We start from the raw sequence: 16337 nt of genomic DNA, 5'->3' as shown, positions 1-16337 counted from the left end.
ATCAGGGCATGGAAAGGCAGACAGAGACGGGCATGCAGCGGCCAGCCCACAAGGGCCAACGCGGCAAGGTCTGTCTTATCCTCTTTCATCCGGACTATGACCGTCGGCTCCGGCATCTCACCGGATCTGCTGACCCCGGCCCGGCAATCAGCCGGGTCGGGCGCTCGCGGGCTCCCCGAGTCAATCGGGATACCGCCGGTGGGGAATTGCACCCCGCCCTGAGAATAAGCGCAGACAGCCTAAATAAAAACGGTTGCAGATACCAGCCAAAATCCCCCGCTGGCTGAAAAGCGTTTCAACATTGCGCCCGGGATCCCGCTCTGCGGCCCGCTCGCCAACGCGAAAGGCAATGACTGGCGAATTTCTTTATGGCGCGGATCGGTTTATGGCATAGTTCCCGAAACCAAAAAACAGGGCCCGAAAAGAGAGCCTGAACAACGCTGCCGGCGCAGACAGCAGCGCCAACACCACAAACGGAAAATGACAGAGATGGAAAAGAAAATACTGCTCACGGATTGCGCGGATGCCAAAGGGCTCATCGCCAAGATCACCAACATCTGCTATAAGCACCAGCTCAACATCATCAAGAACGATGAGTTTGTGGATCACGAGAATGGCCGCTTCTTTATGCGTACCGAGCTGGAGGGGCGCTTCAACGACGAGACCCTGCTGGCGGATCTGGATGATGCCCTGCCCACCGGTGCCCAACGCCGTCTGGTCAAGGCGGGCAAGAAGCGTATCGTCATTCTGGTGACCAAGGAGACCCACTGCCTCGGCGATATTCTGATGAAGAACTACGCGGGCGCGCTGGATATGGATATCGTCGCGGTGATCGGCAACTACGACACCCTGGCCGAGCTCACCAGCAAGTTCAATATTCCGTTCCACACCGTCAGCCACGACGAGCTGAGCCGGACCGAGCATGAAGAGCAGGTACGTGCCATCATCGACAGCTATGAGCCTGACTATGTGATCCTGGCCAAGTACATGCGGGTGCTGACCCCGAGCTTCGTCGAGGCCTATCCGCGCAAGATCCTCAACATCCACCACTCCTTCCTGCCCGCCTTCATCGGTGCCCGCCCCTACCGGCAGGCGTTCGATCGCGGGGTCAAGCTGATCGGTGCTACCGCCCACTTCGTGACCGACGATCTGGATGAGGGCCCCATCGTCGAACAGGACGTGATCCACATCGGTCACGCCTTCAGTGCGGACGACATGGCCAAAGCGGGCCGGGATGTCGAAAAATCGGTGCTGAGCCGCGCGCTGGAGCTGGTGCTGAACGAACGGGTGTTCGTCTACGGCAACAAGACGGTGGTCTTCAAGTAATCCGCCCACGCGGCCCGAATGTAAACGCCAGAAACAACAACGGCTCCCGCGGGAGCCGTTGTTGTTTCTGCGCCGAGTGTCATAGCGGCAAATCGTTCACCGTCACGGCGCCCTTCTCCAGCTTCAGCTCGGAAGTCAGCGCTTGCTTGTCGGCCTTGAGATAACCCATCAGGGTCAGCTGATCGAGCATGGGGGCCAGTTGCGGCACCGCCTTGCCCAGCTTGTCGCTGAGGTTGGCATGCAGCACGCCGCTGAGGGCCTGCATCCCCGCTTCGCTGTTGAACAGCTGCTCCAGCGAGGTGGAGGCCAGCTTTACATCCCCCTTCATGGTCACCGCCTCACCGTTGAGCTTGGCACTGAGATCGGCCAGCTCCAGGGTCGCGCCACGTTTGAGCATCTTGTCCAGCGCCTGCTGGATGGCGGCATCTTCAACCCCCTTGCCACCGGCGGCCTGCAACCCCTGATACCCTTCCAGATCCAGACCATTGAGGTTGAGCGCCAGCTTGCTGTCGGTGACCGCCAGGGTGTCGGTCTCGTTCTCCAGATCCAGCTTGGCAATCTTCATTTGATAGCTGCTGGAGAGGGTCTGAGCGTTGTCGCCAGTGAGCTGGGTCTCGGTGGTCATCCCCTGCAGGGCGACCTTGACGCTGTCAGGCAGTTGCACCGTGAGGGCCGAGAGGGTCATCTCGCTCTGGGGCGAGAGGAGCACACCGCTGATCTCGGCAATGTCGGCACTCCCTTTCAGATCGGCCAGCACCAAGTCCATCTTGCTCTGCTCTTCATGGACCGTCATCCCCTGCCAGGTCATGGTGAGGTGACCATTCCCCTCCAGATTGCCGTGGAACTCGCCGCTCAGAGGCAGGAAGCTGAACTCGTCCAGCCCCTGTTTGATCTTGAATTCATTGGCCCAGAAACGGCTGCTGTTACCCTGGGTCCAGAGACTGGTGACCGACTCCAGACCGAGTTCCCATTGCTCCATGCCCAGTGCGGTGAAAACCGGCGCCAGAGTGCCATTATGGGTATCGAGCAGGAGGTGGCTCTTGATGTAGAGCGGCAGGATCTGGCTCTTGACCACCAGTTGCAGCTCGATGGGCTGACTGCCCTCCAGTTCGCTGTCGATGGCAGCCAGCTCCTCCGGCGTCACCACGACCTTCAGGACCCCGTCACGGGTGAAGAGGTTGCTGCTGACCGGCTGCCACTGCATGTCGATGCCAGTCTCTTGCTCTACCTTGGCGATCTGCTCCGCCATGATGTTGTCGAAGCTGTTGCCCGTGTACCAGCACGCAGCCAGACCACCACCTACCAGTGCCGCACCCACGGCGAGGGCCACTATCTTTTTCATATATCCATGTGTCTCCAGGGAGTTGTCACTGCACTCTACGGGGCGGACTCGGGGCTAGGCAAGTCCAATCAGATGGCGAGTCCACTTTCTTGCGGCTCGCCATCGCCTCACAGCAAAGGGCTGAAGAGATAGAAGATGTTCTCCATCGCCTTCTTGTACCAGGGGCGGGCCTGCCATTGGGCCAGGGTCATCGGGGTGGCTTCCGCCATATAGCCCTGTACCAGCCGATTCATCTGGGCCACGAATGAGGGGTTATCCACCAGCAGGGTCACCTCGAAGTTGAGCCAGAGGCTGCGCCGGTCGAGATTAACCGTCCCCACCAGAGCGAAATCATCATCCACCAACACGCTCTTGGTATGGAGCAGACCGGCATCGTAGCGGTAGATCTCTACCCCGGCCGCCAGCAGCTCCTCCATAAAAGCGTTGCAGGCGTAATTGGCCATGATGGAGTCGTTGCGTGCTGGCAACACCAGCTGTACCTGCACCCCGCGCGCCGCCGCCGAACTGAGCGCGGCCGCCAGCGGATCGTCGGGCACAAAGTAAGGTGTGGTCAACACCAGATGGCTGCGGGCCTGATAGATGGCCAGCAGCAAGCTCTGCTGGATGCAGTCACCACCGACGAAGGGGCCGGACGGAATAAGCTGTGCACGGAAGTTGGTCTGAGGCCAGACTTCCGGCTCGTGCTGCAGGCTGTCAAGCAACCGCTCACCGGTCTCCATCTCCCAGTCCCTGACGAAGATCGACCACATGAGCGGCACCATGGGCCCCTGCACCCGGATCATGATGTCGACCCACTGGCCAACCCCGGCATCCTGTTTGAAGAAGCGAGGATCCACCATGTTCATGGAGCCGGTGTAGCCGACCCTGTCATCGATCACCACCAGCTTGCGGTGCATCCGCAGATCCTGACGCTGGAACAGAATGCGCCACGCGCCAACCGGCAGCACCTCTACCAGCTTGACCCCCGCCTTGCGCAGCTTTTTGGGCCAGGGGGAGCGGAAGAACTGCTTGCTGCCGACCGAATCAAGCAACAAGCGACAATCTACGCCGCGTTGCGCCACTTCAATCAGCGCCTCGCACACCTCGTCGGCATCGCCACCCGGATGCCAGATGTAGAACTCCAGATAACAGGAGAGGGTCGAGCGGCGGATATCCTGGGCAATCTCGCGCAAGATCCAGTCCGGCTTGTTGAGCAAGGTCATGCGGTTGCCAGAGAGCATCGGCATGGCGAGCCGTCCCTGGATCAGATCGTGCAGCGGCTGTGCCTTGGCGCCCACTTCGCAGCAGTGCTGCGGGAACAGACGGGCCAGTTGGCGGATCCAGATGGCATAAGGGCGATACATGGCCTGGGCGCGCTCGGCGCGGCGACGCCCCAGCTTTATTTCACCAAACAGCACATAGAAGCCCACCCCGGCAAACGGAATGGCATAGATCAGCGCCAGCCAAGCCAACGACACCCCGATGGGACGGCGTTTCATCACCACCCGAAACGACACACCGGTGACAATCACTGTATGAAAAAGCAGTAGCAGCCAACCCAGAAAACGGGAAAACAGCAGTTGAAGATCGTGTTCCAGACCGTTAAACAACGGGGACTCCTTCTAATCGACAAACAGCGCGGTGGGCAGACCCCAACCGGCCGGAATGGTATGCTGTAGGGCAAATCCATTCTATCAGGTCGCACGCATGATTCTGCAATCTATGCTGCTCAGCTTGGCCATGCTAGGCCAAGGCTCATATGACATCAATGAGCAACAGATAAACCAGTACCTGCAATCTCAGGTGCAAGTCGACAAACAGCTGGAGCTGCCGGGCATCATCAAGGCCCATGTGCAGTTGGAGCAGAGCGATGTCCAGATCGGTCGCCAGCGTCCCGATACCGCCCGGGTCTATGGCAAGGGCAAGCTCAAAATCGCCCTGCCAGACAATACCGAATATGACGCCCGCCTGCAGATGACCTATGAGGCGAGACCCCGCTATGACAAGAGCCAGAGCGCCTTGTTTCTCGATAACATGAAGCTGGTGGAGTACAAGTTGGAGCCGGAGGCGGCCGAGAGAAAGTTCGGGCTGATGCTCAACATGTTGCTGCAGAGCATGGAGAAGCGGCTCGAGACCAAACCGGTCTACAAACTCAATGACAAGGATCCGGATCAGGCGTGGCTGAAGGAGAATCTGCTGGGGCTGGAGCTGTCACCGGGCAAGATCCACCTGCTGACCAAACCCCGCTAAACCGCTCAATTCAGGAGGAGCTGGGTGGTATCCCGTACCAGCAGCTCCACCTGATAACCCTGCTGCTGCTGCCGCTCGTAGAGGGAGAAGAGCGACCCGCTCAATTGATTGAGGGGCATATCGGCAAACCCGGCCTTGAGATAGAAGGGCTTCTCGAAGGGCAGCGCCTGGCAGACTACCGGTTTGTCCAACAGACCGTGACAGGCGTGCTGCAGCAGCCGAGATCCCAATCCCAGCGACTGGTAGTGGGGCAACAGGCGAAAGCCGCACAGATGGTAAAACTCCTCCTCGTCCCGCAACCGTACCGCCCCCACCAGCCAGTGAGCATCACGCACGACAAAGATCCGCTCGGCCAGGTCCGGCACATAGTGGGAAAACGTCGTCTCGTAATAATCCCTGATAAGGGAGAGGTCGGCGTCGCAGTACTCTTCGAAAGTGAGTTCCATCGCCAGCTTGCTTGTCACAGACAAATCCTTTGATAATCAGTTATTAGTGCCAGATACGGTGCGCTAATCCGACCAAATGACGCCAGCACGATAGCATGCCTTTCGTCAACAAAAAAGCGGACGTCGTGGGCAGCTTGCTTCCCCGGTGGAAGAGGCCATGACCCACCGCCTGACGGCCAAAACCGTGCTTTATGATGACAATCCTTTATTGCGGCGGATACTTTGATCCCGGTCACCGAATCGGATCATTTGCCCCCTGTTGGCCGCTTGTTCTGCCCTCGTCATGATGCTTTACTCAACATGGTCATCACAAGAAGGAGTATTAGGGTTGAAAGCATGGATGCTGGCAGGCCATATGTTGTTGATCCCCCTGAGCGGATGGAGCCAGACTCCCCCTCCCGCGGAGGTGATCTTCCTGACCGCAGCTCCCTCCCCCTTGCGTCCGGTCAAAGATGCCACTCCCGCCCCACAACCCGACACAGCTCAAACGACGGCAGTCGCCACCAACGGCAAAAAGCAGATCCAGGTCTATAAATCGGTGCAACAAAACGGGGTGGTACGCTACTCCGACATGGCGCCCGAACAGGGCCATTACGAGCTGCTGCTGTTCAACGACTGCTTCGCCTGCGATCCCAAATCCAATGTTAACTGGCAGACCACAGGGCTGTTTCTCTATGACTATGCCAGCACCATCAAGGCAGCCGCCAAAACCTATCAGGTTGAACCGGCGCTGATCCGGGCGCTGATCCATGCGGAATCTGCTTTCAATCCACTGGCAGTCTCTCGCAAGGGGGCAATGGGGCTGACCCAGCTGATGCCCGCCACGGCACGGGAGCTGGGGGTCGGCAATGCCTTGCTGGCGGAGCAGAATATTTTCGGCGGGGTGAAATACCTGGCGGGACTGCTCAAGCAGTATGATGGCAACGTGGCGCTGGCGACCGCTGCCTACAACGCCGGCGCGGGCGCCGTACAAAAACATGGAGGTATCCCGCCCTATGCGGAAACCCGCGCCTATGTGGAGCGCGTTCAGCTCCTCCACCTGCGCTACAAAGAGATGCTGCAGGCCAAAGGGCTCTGAGATTAGCCTCAGTTAATGCTCTTTTCTTGTCCCTCCAGAAACAAAAAACACGCCCGCAGGCGTGTCGATACCACACTTTGTTTCGCAAATGATTATTTCTGCTCAGTCGCCACCAGGCGATAAGCCAGCGCACCCAGAATGGCACCGACAATCGGGGCAACCCAGAACAGCCACAGCTGGCTGATAGCCCAGTCACCGACAAACAGCGCAACACCGGTACTGCGGGCCGGGTTGACCGAGGTATTGGTCACCGGAATGCTGACGAGGTGGATCAGGGTCAGGCACAGACCAATGGCGATCGGCGCGAAACCGGCAGGCGCACGGCTATCAGTGGCACCCATGATGACGAACAGGAAGAAACCGGTCATCACCACTTCACACACCAGTGCGGCAGTCAGGCTATAACCACCCGGAGAGTGCTCACCGTAGCCGTTGGAAGCAAAACCGGCAGAGAGATCAAACCCGGCCTGACCGCTGGCAATCACGTAAAGCACGGCAGCGGCGGCAATGCCACCCAACACTTGCGCCACGATATAAGGCAGTACACCGGATGCCGGAAAACGACCACCCGCCCACAGACCGACGGTCACGGCCGGATTGAGGTGGCAACCGGATATATGGCCGATGGCAAACGCCATGGTCAGCACGGTCAGACCGAAAGCCAGCGAGACCCCCAGCAGACCAATCCCGACGTGAGGGAAGGCCGCAGCCAGCACGGCACTGCCGCACCCGCCCAATACCAGCCAGAAAGTGCCCATAAACTCAGCAGCAACAGGTTTCACATTATTTCTCCCATTTGAGATAACACCGAACAAGACCCGAGAAGGGCCCATGCTTGAACAAGCGCAGCATTATGGGAGTGTGAGTCCAGATTGCGAACCCGGCAGACAGAGTTCACAGAATGTGACATTCATCACAATTAGTTGATTAGATAAGAGATTTATCATTAAGACAGCCGGCTGCACATCTCATACCCAAGGGCGTCATGCGACAACTTGTGACACCGTTTAACTCGGTTGCTCATCCCTTGAGCGATAAAAACGGAGGCGTGGTCAGTCTCCTGCAGGGGCAAAACGGCTGACAACCTGTCCCTGATGCTCAATCCACTCCATAAACATGGCGACGGGACGGGCATAGACCTGACCATCCTGCTCGGATTGATAAATTACCAGCTGCTCCTGGGTTTCGGTATGCAAAGCCAGGGCAAGCACTTGATAGTAACCCCCCTTGAAGTGGCGATAGCGGCCTGGAACGGGTGCTTGCATGGGGAAACCTCGCAGAAGTAATACCGATGAGCGAACCACATAAAGATGACACCATGGGTGCCATTCAACTCATCGAAAAGGGGGACGAAGACGATTTTTTACACAAGCCAATCGTGCCACAGGATCCGGATATTGCAACACAGTCAGGCAGCTTTGTTAATTCGTTCCCCATGTTTCACTAGTTAACCTTGGTTAGTACCAAAGATCGTGCTGAATTTAACGTTCTAGCAACCCTGTTTTAGGGCTAAAAATCAGGGAATTCTTCTAAAAAGAGGATTGTTCTAGCATTCAATTCTGTGAAGAATAGGGGAAAAGAAATTTGATACTAAAAATCGCCTTTTTCGCCAACGCGTCCCTGTGGGGAAGGAATCACTGTCACCATGTTCACAATCGACAAGTCGCACAAGCTCGACGATGTCTGCTATGACATCCGCGGCCCGGTGCATAAAGAGGCTCGCCGTCTCGAAGACGAAGGCCACCGCATTCTCAAGCTCAACATCGGCAACCCGGCCCCGTTCGGCTTTGATGCGCCGGAAGAGATCATCAAGGATGTGATCCTCAACATGCCGCTGAGCCAGGGCTACTGCGACTCCAAGGGGCTCTTCTCTGCCCGTAAAGCGGTGATGCAGTACTACCAGCAAAAAGGGATGCGCAAGGTCGATATCGACGACATCTACATTGGCAATGGCGCCAGCGAGCTGATCGTGATGGCGATGCAGGCGCTGCTCAACAATGGCGACGAGATGCTGGTGCCCTCCCCCGACTACCCGCTCTGGACCGCCGCCGTCACTCTTTCCGGTGGCCATGCGGTGCACTATCGCTGCGACGAAGGGGCTGACTGGTACCCGGATCTCGACGATATCCGCGCCCGCATTACCCCGCGCACCCGCGGCCTGGTGCTGATCAACCCCAACAATCCGACCGGTGCAGTCTACGGCAGCGAGTTCCTGCTGGAGGTGATCGAGATCGCCCGCCAGCACAACCTCATCATTTTCTCCGACGAGATCTACGACAAGATCCTCTACGACGATATCTCCCACACCAGCGTCTGCACCCTGTGTGACGATGTGATGGTGGTGACCTTCAACGGCCTCTCCAAGGCCTACCGTGCCTGCGGCTTCCGTCAGGGCTGGATGGTCATCACCGGTCCCAAGGGCCGTGCCCGCGGCTACATTGAAGGGCTGGAGATGCTGGCCTCCATGCGACTGTGCGCCAACGTGCCGATGCAGCACGCCATCCAGACTGCGCTTGGCGGCTACCAGAGCATCAACGAGCTGATCCTGCCGGGCGGCCGCCTGCGCAAGCAGCGGGACAAGGCGTGGGAGCTTTTGAACGAGATCCCCGGGGTCTCCTGCGTCAAACCCAAGGGGGCGCTCTACATGTTCCCGCGCCTTGACCCCAAGGTGTATGACATACGTGACGATCAGAAGATGGTGTTCGACCTGCTGCAGCAAGAGAAGTTGCTGCTGGTACAGGGCACAGGCTTTAACTGGCCGGCACCGGATCATTTCCGGCTGGTGTTCCTGCCCCGCGAAGAGGAACTGGAGGATGCCATCGGCCGCCTCGCCCGCTTCCTCAAGAGCTACAAGCAGTAGCCGCGACGCGACTTGAGCCTTGATCTGCCTCCTCTCCACGGTCGCAGAGCAAAGATAAAAAATCCGAAGCGATCCGCACCGCTTCGGATTTTTTTATGGCGGGAGACTCACACTGCGACGCCCACGTTGTGAGTTATGTCTTCCCTTTTTCCCCAGTGGCCACCTCTGCAGGCGGCACGGCGGGGGCCTGATACCAATTCTCCCGGGGCACCAGCACAGCTTGTTCTGGCTGGGCGATGAAATTGGGAGACATGATCTGCACCCCGAACTCGTTGAACACATCCTGAATGTGACCATGCAGTTCGGTTCTGACCGGGCCGGGCAGCCCCCTCTCTTTCATCCGCACCTGCAGTTCGTATTCCACATACCAGTCCTGCAGACTGAGCTGGCGCACCAGAGGCGCCTGCTCCTGGTTGACCAACTGGCAACGCCTGGCCGCCAGCTCCAGCATGGCGTGCACCTGACGCCAGGGGGTGTCATAGCCGATGGTGACCTTGGTGAGCAGGGAAATCCCCTTGTCGTTTGCCAGCCGGCTCAGGTTGGTCACCTTGCCCCCAACCACCACGGCGTTGGGCAGGGTTACCTCGTGATCATGGCGGGTCACCAGCTTGGTCGAGAGGGCACTCAGCTCGCTGACCACTCCCTCCACCTCCCCTATTTGCACCAGATCTCCCGGCCGCAAAGCCCGTGAATAGATCAACACCAGGCCGCTCATGGCATGGTTCATGATACCGGCCGATCCCAGGGTCACCATCAGACCGAAGAAGACGCTCACTCCCTTGAAGGCATCTGAATCCGCCCCTGGCAGATAGGGGTAGGCAACCGTCAGGGCAAAGAGCCAGATCACCACAGAGAGCAGACGGCGGGTTGCCCCTATCGTCTCGGAGTGCAACCCCTGTATCCGGAACTGGCCGCGTTCGATGCGCTCGAAAATGACAGCCAGCATGCGAATGAATAACTTGGTCAGCACGAATATGACCAGCACGGTCGCAAGCCCTGGCATGGCGGTGATGATCCCGCTCAGGATATCGCTGCACAGCCCCAGCAAGGAGGAACCCAGCTGTTCGCTCCAGACCCGGGTATGAGGAAAAAGCCCCAGCACGTAGGTGAGCCAACCATAGGTGAGCAACAGGATCACCAATAAGGTGAGAACACCGATGACACGGATTTCCAGATCACCCAACACCTGGCGCCACTGATGGGGGATCAACCCCTTTTGTTGCAGCAGGTTGCTGGCAAACCAGCGACGCGCACGCAGGTGGCCCCGTCGCAGTAGCTGCACCACCACCAGAAAAATCAGGGTCACCAGCACCGTCTTGCCCGTGGCCTTGATCAGATAGGCATCGGAGTGCAGCTCAAGTACCTTGGTCCGCACATTTTCCAGCCTTATTCGTACCCGTTCGGCGGCTTGATCCAGAGTCAGCTCATCGAGCCATTCAAGATCCTTTTCCAGCAGCACCAGCAAGTGCTTGTCATGGATTCTGAACTCCCTGGCCTCCTGGCCGAGTCGGGTCGAGCTGACAACGGTCACCGGATGGGTCAAATCCTCGGGTTGCAACTGTTTGACCCGTTCCTGGACAATCCGCACCCTGGTAGCGCCGTCCAGGCGACCAAATTTGGCCTGCAACATCACGATTGGCTCATGAAACAGGATCAGTGTCTGGGCCCGCTCCTGCTCGGTCGGCTCCAATCTCGGCTCTGCCGCCCACCCGCTATTGACCATAAGCAGAAACAGCAGCATCCCTGCCAGCCTGATGATCCCTCTGTGCCCCATAACCTCTACCTCATAACCGTCAGGTTTTGTCATGATGACCACATCTGATTTTGGACGGGATCAACGGCCCCTATCTCTCTCCAGGCGTCATCCATGACACATAGGGCTCATCGCCCTCGATTGCAAAAAGTCTAGTAATAACAAAGATCACCAGCAGTAATAGCATCGAGGTAGCGGCAGTGGAAGAGGCGATATTGCATTCTGCCACAACGCTCACGTCGCTTTTTCACGCCTCAATCAGGACTCAAATTGATATGCTTCCAGAGGTGTTCATAAAAATGGATGCCATGGCATCCTCCTCCGGGACAACACACATCAAGGTAGTGAGCCCACGCTTGCCTCTCACCCCCCCCTATGCAACATGAATAACAAACAGCCGCCCCCTGACTGGGCGGCTCTGTTTCGCCGAGCTGGCGAGCGGATTATCAGCCGTGCAGCAGGGCACCGGCCACCAGCACCGCCATGGTGATGAGGGCCACCCCGATGATGAAGGGCAGCACCCAGCGCACAAAGCGATCGTAGGGGATCTTGGCGAGCGCCAAACCCGCCACCAGATGGGCGGCTGTGGGGGCAAACAGGTTGATCCAGCCGGAGGCGGACTGATAGGCGGTGATCACCAGATCCCGGGAGATGCCGGAAAAGTCCGCCAGCGGCCCCATCAGCGGCATGGAGACGGTCGCCAGCCCCGAGGTGGAGGGAATGAAGAAGCTCAGGATGATGTGCACCAGATAGGCCATCAGGATGAAGACCGACGACGACAGCCCGCTCACCAGCCCTTCGGCCCAGTGCAAGATGGTGTCGATGATGACGCCCTGCTCCATCACCACATAGATGCCGCGCGCCACCGCTACCACCAGCGCCACCCCGATAAGATCCCGAGCGCCGCTCAGGAAGGTCGCAACGTAGTTGGACTCCGGCATCCGGTTGATCAGCGCAATCAGGATGGAGGCACTGAAGAACAGGGTCGAGAGCTCGTCAAACCACCAGCCAAAGGTGGGCAGCACATCGATCCCCAAGTCCGACCAGGGCACCACCGCATAGATCATCAGCAGGAAGGTGCCGAAGAAGACCAGCATGGTGAGCTTCTGTTTGCCGGTGAAGGCGAGGTTGCCGCTCTTCATCTGGGAGAACTCGTCGTCATAGACGATATCGGCCAGCACGGAGCGGGACTTGTCCTGCTGCACCTGCTTGGCGTAGCGCATCACGAACCAGGAGGCGAAGATCACCAGCAGCAGCCACTGGATGACCCTAAGGCCAATCCCCTCACCGATGGGAATGCCGGCAAAACCGGAGGCAATACCGGTGGCAAACGGGTTGACGGTAGAGGCGAGCACCCCGACCCCGGAGCCGAGCAGGATGATCCCCGCCGCCACCATGCGATCGAAGCCCGCAGCCATCATCACCGGCACGATCAGCGCCCAGAAAGCTACCGTCTCCTCCGCCATGCCGAAGGTGGAGCCGCCGAGGGCAAACAGGGCGATCAACACAGGAATTAGCAGCCGCTCACGCCCGGCAAAGCCGCGAACAATGGCCCCCACCCCGGCATCAAGCGCCCCGCTCTGCATGGTCACCGCGAGAAAACCGCCGATGATGAGCACGAACAGCGCTACGTCGGCCGCCTTGTGAAAGCCCTGAATGGGGGCCTTGAGCACTTCGAACACCCCTTGCGGGTGGGCGGGTAGCTCGGTGTAGCTGCCGGGCACCGGCAACAGCCGCTCGTCGCCGCTGTAATCAGCCACGGCCGCTGCCGCCACCGGCTGCTGGGTCTTGGCGGTGACATAGTTGTATTTGCCCGCTGGCAGCACCCAGGTGAGGGCAGCCATCAGGGCGATGATGATAAAAAGCAGGGTATAGACAGTGGGGAGTTGGCGCTTCTTGGGCGCCTCGTTTGGAGTGGTCATAGCTTCCGTTCCTCGGCAATGCCGTCTGTGATCCGATCAGCGCAAGACTAGCGGGTTTGATATGGGAAAAAGGTGATCGCTGATAATAAAATTCCGCAAATTAGCGGGATTTTTGCCAAAAAAACAGGGCCCCGGAGGGCCCCATCTTCACTTGAGTCAGACTCAGAGTTCGACCACGTCGAATTTCACGTCCGGATTCACATCCGCATCGTAATCGACCTCATCCAGACCGAAACCGAACAGGCGCAGGAACTCCTGCTTGTAACCGGTGTAGTCAGTCAGTTCGGAGAGGTTCTCGCTGGTGATGGAAGGCCACAGGTCGCGGCAGGTCTGCTGCACGTCTTCGCGCAGTTCCCAGTCATCCATGCGGATGCGGGCCTGATCGTCCAGCGCCATGTCGGACGCGTAGAGACGGGTGCGCATCATGCGATCCACCTGCTCCATACAGCCCTCGTGAATGCCCTTCTCCTTCATGATCTTGAAAGCCATGGAGATATAGAGCGGCATCACCGGAATGGCGGAAGAAGCCTGAGTCACCACGGATTTGAGCACGGCCACGTGAGCGGTGCCGCCCTTGGCTGCCAGATCGCCACGGATGGCGGCAGCGGCGCGGTCCAGATCTTCCTTGGCGCGACCCAGAGTGCCATGCCAGTAGATTGGCCAGGTCAGATCGGTACCGATGTAGGAGTAGGCCACGGACTTGGCACCGTCAGCCAGCACGCCTGCATCACGCAGGGCTGCCATCCACAGCTCCCAATCCTGACCGCCCATCACTGTGATGGTGTTCTGGATCTCTTCCTCGTTCGCCGGCTCGACGGTAGCGGTGATGATCTGATCCTTGTTGGTATCGATGGCGGTGGTGGTGTAGACCTCACCGATCGGTTTGAGGGCAGAGCGCACCACTTCGCCGGTTTCCGGCAGCTTGCGCACCGGAGAGGCCAGGGAGTAGACAACCAGATCAATCTGACCCAGATCCTGCTTGATCAGCTCGATCACCTTGGCGCGGCACTCGTTGGAGAAGGCATCGCCGTTGACGCTCTTGGCGTAGAGGCCCGCCTCTTTGGCTGCCTTGTCGAAGGCGGCAGAGTTGTACCAGCCAGCGGTACCGGTCTTGGACTCGGTGCCCGCTTTTTCAAAGAAGACGCCGAGGGTGGCGGCGCCGCTACCGAAGGCAGCCGCAATCCGGGAGGCCAGGCCATAACCGGTGGAAGCGCCGATCACCAGCACCTTCTTGGGACCATTCTCGATGGTGCCCTTGGCCTTGGTATAAGCGATCTGGCGACGAACATTGGCTTCACAACCTACCGGATGAGTGGTGGTGCAGATAAAGCCGCGAACCTTGGGTTTGATGATCATATGGGGTCTCGGATCCGTTTAATGGATGAAATCGGGGCATAAGATACCTCATCTTGCCGCGATAAGGTGCTCTGATGTGTTGAACTGCGGCAAAAATGGCCATTCAGGGTGACGGCAGCCGTCAAAAATGCACAATTTTTCGGAAAGCGTCACTTCATCAGTCCGCTAATTAATCTCCCCATATCTATGGAAACCGATGACATGTTTCAACGCAGGTGCAGTACGACCAACATGATACAAAAAGGCCCCGAACTCTCGGGGCCTGGGGGCAATGTCATCGACCTATATCAAGCGGCATGTGAGCGCCATTTAAAATGATTAATCTGTATTCTCATTGACTTGGCCATCTCATCAAGACGCTGACACTTGGCCGATACATGGGCTGCCGAGTCCGAGGTATGTACTGCGATATCGGCAATATTGACCATGCTGCGCGTCATCTCTTCGGTCACTTTGCTTTGCTCTTCAGCTGCAGCGGCGACCTGCACATTGAGATTATTCAGATCATCCACCGCACTCACAATTTCTTCCAAAGAGACGCCACAGGTCAACATCAGGGTATTCGTCTTCTCCACTTCAGATAATCCGATATTCATACTATCAACAGCCATAGTTGCATTCTGTTGCAGGCGATTGACGGTGTTCTGGATTTCTCCGGTAGAGTTTTGGGTGCGCTGAGCAAGTACACGGACTTCATCCGCCACCACCGCGAAGCCACGCCCCTGCTCACCAGCTCTGGCGGCTTCAATTGCCGCATTCAGTGCCAGTAAATTGGTTTGTTCGGCAATCGAGCGAATAACCCCCATCACCTGGGTAATGTTATTGCTTTCGATAGCCAGGTTTTGCAGCACAGTGGATGTATTTTGCAATTGACCAGAGAGCAGAGCCATATTCCCAATGGTCTCCTTGACAACCGCTTGCCCCTCTTCTGCCTTGTTTTCAGCCTGACGGGCGGCAATTGCAGCACTATTTGTATTCTGGGCGATTTCGTTAACCGTTGCGCTCATCTCATTCATCGCCGCAGCGCTCTGATCTGTCTCCAGGCGCTGCTGGGCCATTTGCTCTGCACTGGTTAGCCCCAGCTCGTTCAGTGCATCGGCGCCTGTCGATAACTGTTCGGCCACGTCATCCATCTCGCCAATCAATCTGCGGAAATGGCTAACCATATCATTCAGCGCCCGTGCGACTTGCCCCAATTCATCTTCCCGAATGACGGGGACGGTGACGGTCAAATCCTGCTCATGCTGCAATTTGTAAAGTGCTCTACGCAAAGCGGTGAGCGGTTGACTGATCCCGCGAAAAATCCAGATCCCCAGCACGGATAAAGCGAACAGGGCAATCCCGGTGATGGAGAGGAAGGCAAATGAAAAATCAACGGCCAGACTTTCCAGGGTACCAACATGCTCATCTGCAAATCTCAGCTGGAGTTCAACCAGCTTGCCCAGCTCCTCATTAAAAGGATCAACCGTGCTGTATAACTGATGAATTGCCTTATCAAGAGGAGCTTTTAATGAAAGATCACTCTTAATACCATCCAGTGTAATGTCGGCTTTGTTCATCAATACCTGGGCAGACTCCGCTATCGCCCGTTCTTCCGCAGACATCTTCTGGGCCATGTAACGCTTCCATTCCGTTGCTGCTTTTAACTGCGCTTCAGTAACGGAACGTTTTGCCTCTTCACGGGTGATTAATCCAACATGCGCTTTATTGAGCGCATCAACGACACTGACCGCATACAAGTCTGAAATCAGCTTCAGTTCGGATAACTGCTGCACCTCCTCTTCATTCACCTTATAGGCAGCCTGATTCATCAGGCGCATCCCCCAAAGGGAGAGAGTGCACAGCAACATCATACAAAGCAGCGGTACCACAACCAGCATCAATAATTTGCTACGAACCGAGATCCCTTTCATGGTGTCGTCCTCATACTCAGGCCACTGGTCGTTTAATATGCAATTGATACACCAAGCATCACGCGACCACTCATTTCAATACAATCACCCGCTTACCTCATTAAAAAGCGCG

Annotated in this window: 13 protein-coding genes and 1 riboswitch; of the genes, 4 read left to right on the top strand and 9 right to left on the bottom strand. The window is 57.5% G+C overall.

The window, feature by feature from the left end; all coding sequences use genetic code 11:
* Positions 1-73 precede the first annotated feature (73 nt).
* A riboswitch (FMN riboswitch) is annotated at positions 74-230 on the bottom strand.
* A 259-nt stretch (positions 231-489) separates the two neighbouring features.
* The gene (purU, locus tag ACTG1P_RS20555; protein ID WP_440002106.1) at positions 490-1326 is read left to right on the top strand and encodes a formyltetrahydrofolate deformylase; all 837 of its coding nucleotides are present in this window, start codon (positions 490-492) and stop codon (positions 1324-1326) included.
* 79 nt (positions 1327-1405) lie between these two features.
* Here the strand turns inward: purU and ACTG1P_RS20550 are convergent, their stop codons facing one another.
* Positions 1406-2668 carry a DUF945 family protein gene (locus tag ACTG1P_RS20550; RefSeq protein WP_440002105.1) on the bottom strand — a complete coding sequence of 421 codons (1263 nt, stop codon included), beginning with the start codon at positions 2666-2668 and terminating at the stop codon, positions 1406-1408.
* 107 nt (positions 2669-2775) lie between these two features.
* Entirely contained in the window at positions 2776-4257 is a 1482-nt protein-coding gene (cls, locus tag ACTG1P_RS20545; protein ID WP_111805741.1) for a cardiolipin synthase, read from the bottom strand.
* A gap of 97 nt (positions 4258-4354) precedes the next feature.
* Between cls and ACTG1P_RS20540 the strand changes: the two genes are divergently transcribed.
* Positions 4355-4897: a DUF1439 domain-containing protein gene (locus tag ACTG1P_RS20540; protein ID WP_162517691.1), complete on the top strand. Its 543-nt coding sequence runs from the start codon at positions 4355-4357 to the stop codon at positions 4895-4897.
* Positions 4898-4902: 5 nt separating this feature from the next.
* Here the strand turns inward: ACTG1P_RS20540 and ACTG1P_RS20535 are convergent, their stop codons facing one another.
* Positions 4903-5343 (bottom strand): GNAT family N-acetyltransferase, encoded by a 441-nt coding sequence (locus ACTG1P_RS20535; protein ID WP_139463827.1) that lies wholly within the window; start codon positions 5341-5343, stop codon positions 4903-4905.
* 328 nt (positions 5344-5671) lie between these two features.
* Between ACTG1P_RS20535 and ACTG1P_RS20530 the strand changes: the two genes are divergently transcribed.
* The gene (locus ACTG1P_RS20530; protein WP_374956620.1) at positions 5672-6421 is read left to right on the top strand and encodes a lytic transglycosylase domain-containing protein; all 750 of its coding nucleotides are present in this window, start codon (positions 5672-5674) and stop codon (positions 6419-6421) included.
* 92 nt (positions 6422-6513) lie between these two features.
* Here ACTG1P_RS20530 and aqpZ read toward each other — a convergent pair whose 3' ends face one another.
* Both aqpZ and ACTG1P_RS20520 read right to left on the bottom strand, forming a co-directional pair.
* Complete coding sequence (gene aqpZ / locus ACTG1P_RS20525) at positions 6514-7203, bottom strand: aquaporin Z (protein WP_005361747.1); 690 nt, start codon at positions 7201-7203, stop codon at positions 6514-6516.
* Positions 7204-7473: 270 nt separating this feature from the next.
* Positions 7474-7686: a DUF1653 domain-containing protein gene (locus tag ACTG1P_RS20520; RefSeq protein ID WP_005334366.1), complete on the bottom strand. Its 213-nt coding sequence runs from the start codon at positions 7684-7686 to the stop codon at positions 7474-7476.
* Between the two features lie 380 nt (positions 7687-8066).
* On the opposite strand from ACTG1P_RS20520, the gene ACTG1P_RS20515 reads away from it, so the two are divergent.
* Positions 8067-9281: a pyridoxal phosphate-dependent aminotransferase gene (locus ACTG1P_RS20515; protein ID WP_440002104.1), complete on the top strand. Its 1215-nt coding sequence runs from the start codon at positions 8067-8069 to the stop codon at positions 9279-9281.
* A 133-nt stretch (positions 9282-9414) separates the two neighbouring features.
* Here ACTG1P_RS20515 and ACTG1P_RS20510 read toward each other — a convergent pair whose 3' ends face one another.
* The 4 genes from ACTG1P_RS20510 to ACTG1P_RS20495 form a co-directional block, all read right to left on the bottom strand.
* On the bottom strand, positions 9415-11055 hold the full coding sequence (locus ACTG1P_RS20510; protein ID WP_440002325.1) for a mechanosensitive ion channel family protein: 1641 nt from the start codon (positions 11053-11055) through the stop codon (positions 9415-9417).
* A gap of 425 nt (positions 11056-11480) precedes the next feature.
* Positions 11481-12956, bottom strand: a complete 1476-nt coding sequence (locus ACTG1P_RS20505) for a YfcC family protein (RefSeq protein WP_440002103.1) — start codon at positions 12954-12956, stop codon at positions 11481-11483.
* Between the two features lie 162 nt (positions 12957-13118).
* A complete protein-coding gene (gene fabV, locus ACTG1P_RS20500; RefSeq protein WP_440002102.1) occupies positions 13119-14312 on the bottom strand; it encodes an enoyl-ACP reductase FabV in 1194 nt (397 codons plus the stop codon).
* 287 nt (positions 14313-14599) lie between these two features.
* Positions 14600-16225, bottom strand: coding sequence for a methyl-accepting chemotaxis protein (locus tag ACTG1P_RS20495; RefSeq protein WP_440002101.1), 1626 nt, complete (start codon positions 16223-16225; stop codon positions 14600-14602).
* Between the last annotated feature and the right edge of the window lie 112 nt (positions 16226-16337).

The sequence above is a fragment of the Aeromonas sp. 11P genome (genome assembly GCF_051920165.1).
GTDB classification, from domain to species: Bacteria; Pseudomonadota; Gammaproteobacteria; order Enterobacterales; family Aeromonadaceae; genus Aeromonas; species Aeromonas veronii.
Note: the sequence above shows the minus strand (reverse complement) of the source record. Positions and strands in the feature narration are given on the sequence as shown.

Coding starts and splice junctions, on each gene's coding strand:
- purU (WP_440002106.1), top strand. CDS start 490: ATGGAAAAGAAAATACTGCTCACGGATTGCGCGGATGCCAAAGGGCTC.
- ACTG1P_RS20550 (WP_440002105.1), bottom strand. CDS start 2,668: ATGAAAAAGATAGTGGCCCTCGCCGTGGGTGCGGCACTGGTAGGTGGT.
- ACTG1P_RS20540 (WP_162517691.1), top strand. CDS start 4,355: ATGATTCTGCAATCTATGCTGCTCAGCTTGGCCATGCTAGGCCAAGGC.
- ACTG1P_RS20535 (WP_139463827.1), bottom strand. CDS start 5,343: ATGGAACTCACTTTCGAAGAGTACTGCGACGCCGACCTCTCCCTTATC.
- ACTG1P_RS20520 (WP_005334366.1), bottom strand. CDS start 7,686: ATGCAAGCACCCGTTCCAGGCCGCTATCGCCACTTCAAGGGGGGTTAC.
- ACTG1P_RS20515 (WP_440002104.1), top strand. CDS start 8,067: ATGTTCACAATCGACAAGTCGCACAAGCTCGACGATGTCTGCTATGAC.
- ACTG1P_RS20510 (WP_440002325.1), bottom strand. CDS start 11,055: ATGGGGCACAGAGGGATCATCAGGCTGGCAGGGATGCTGCTGTTTCTG.
- ACTG1P_RS20505 (WP_440002103.1), bottom strand. CDS start 12,956: ATGACCACTCCAAACGAGGCGCCCAAGAAGCGCCAACTCCCCACTGTC.
- fabV (WP_440002102.1), bottom strand. CDS start 14,312: ATGATCATCAAACCCAAGGTTCGCGGCTTTATCTGCACCACCACTCAT.
- ACTG1P_RS20495 (WP_440002101.1), bottom strand. CDS start 16,225: ATGAAAGGGATCTCGGTTCGTAGCAAATTATTGATGCTGGTTGTGGTA.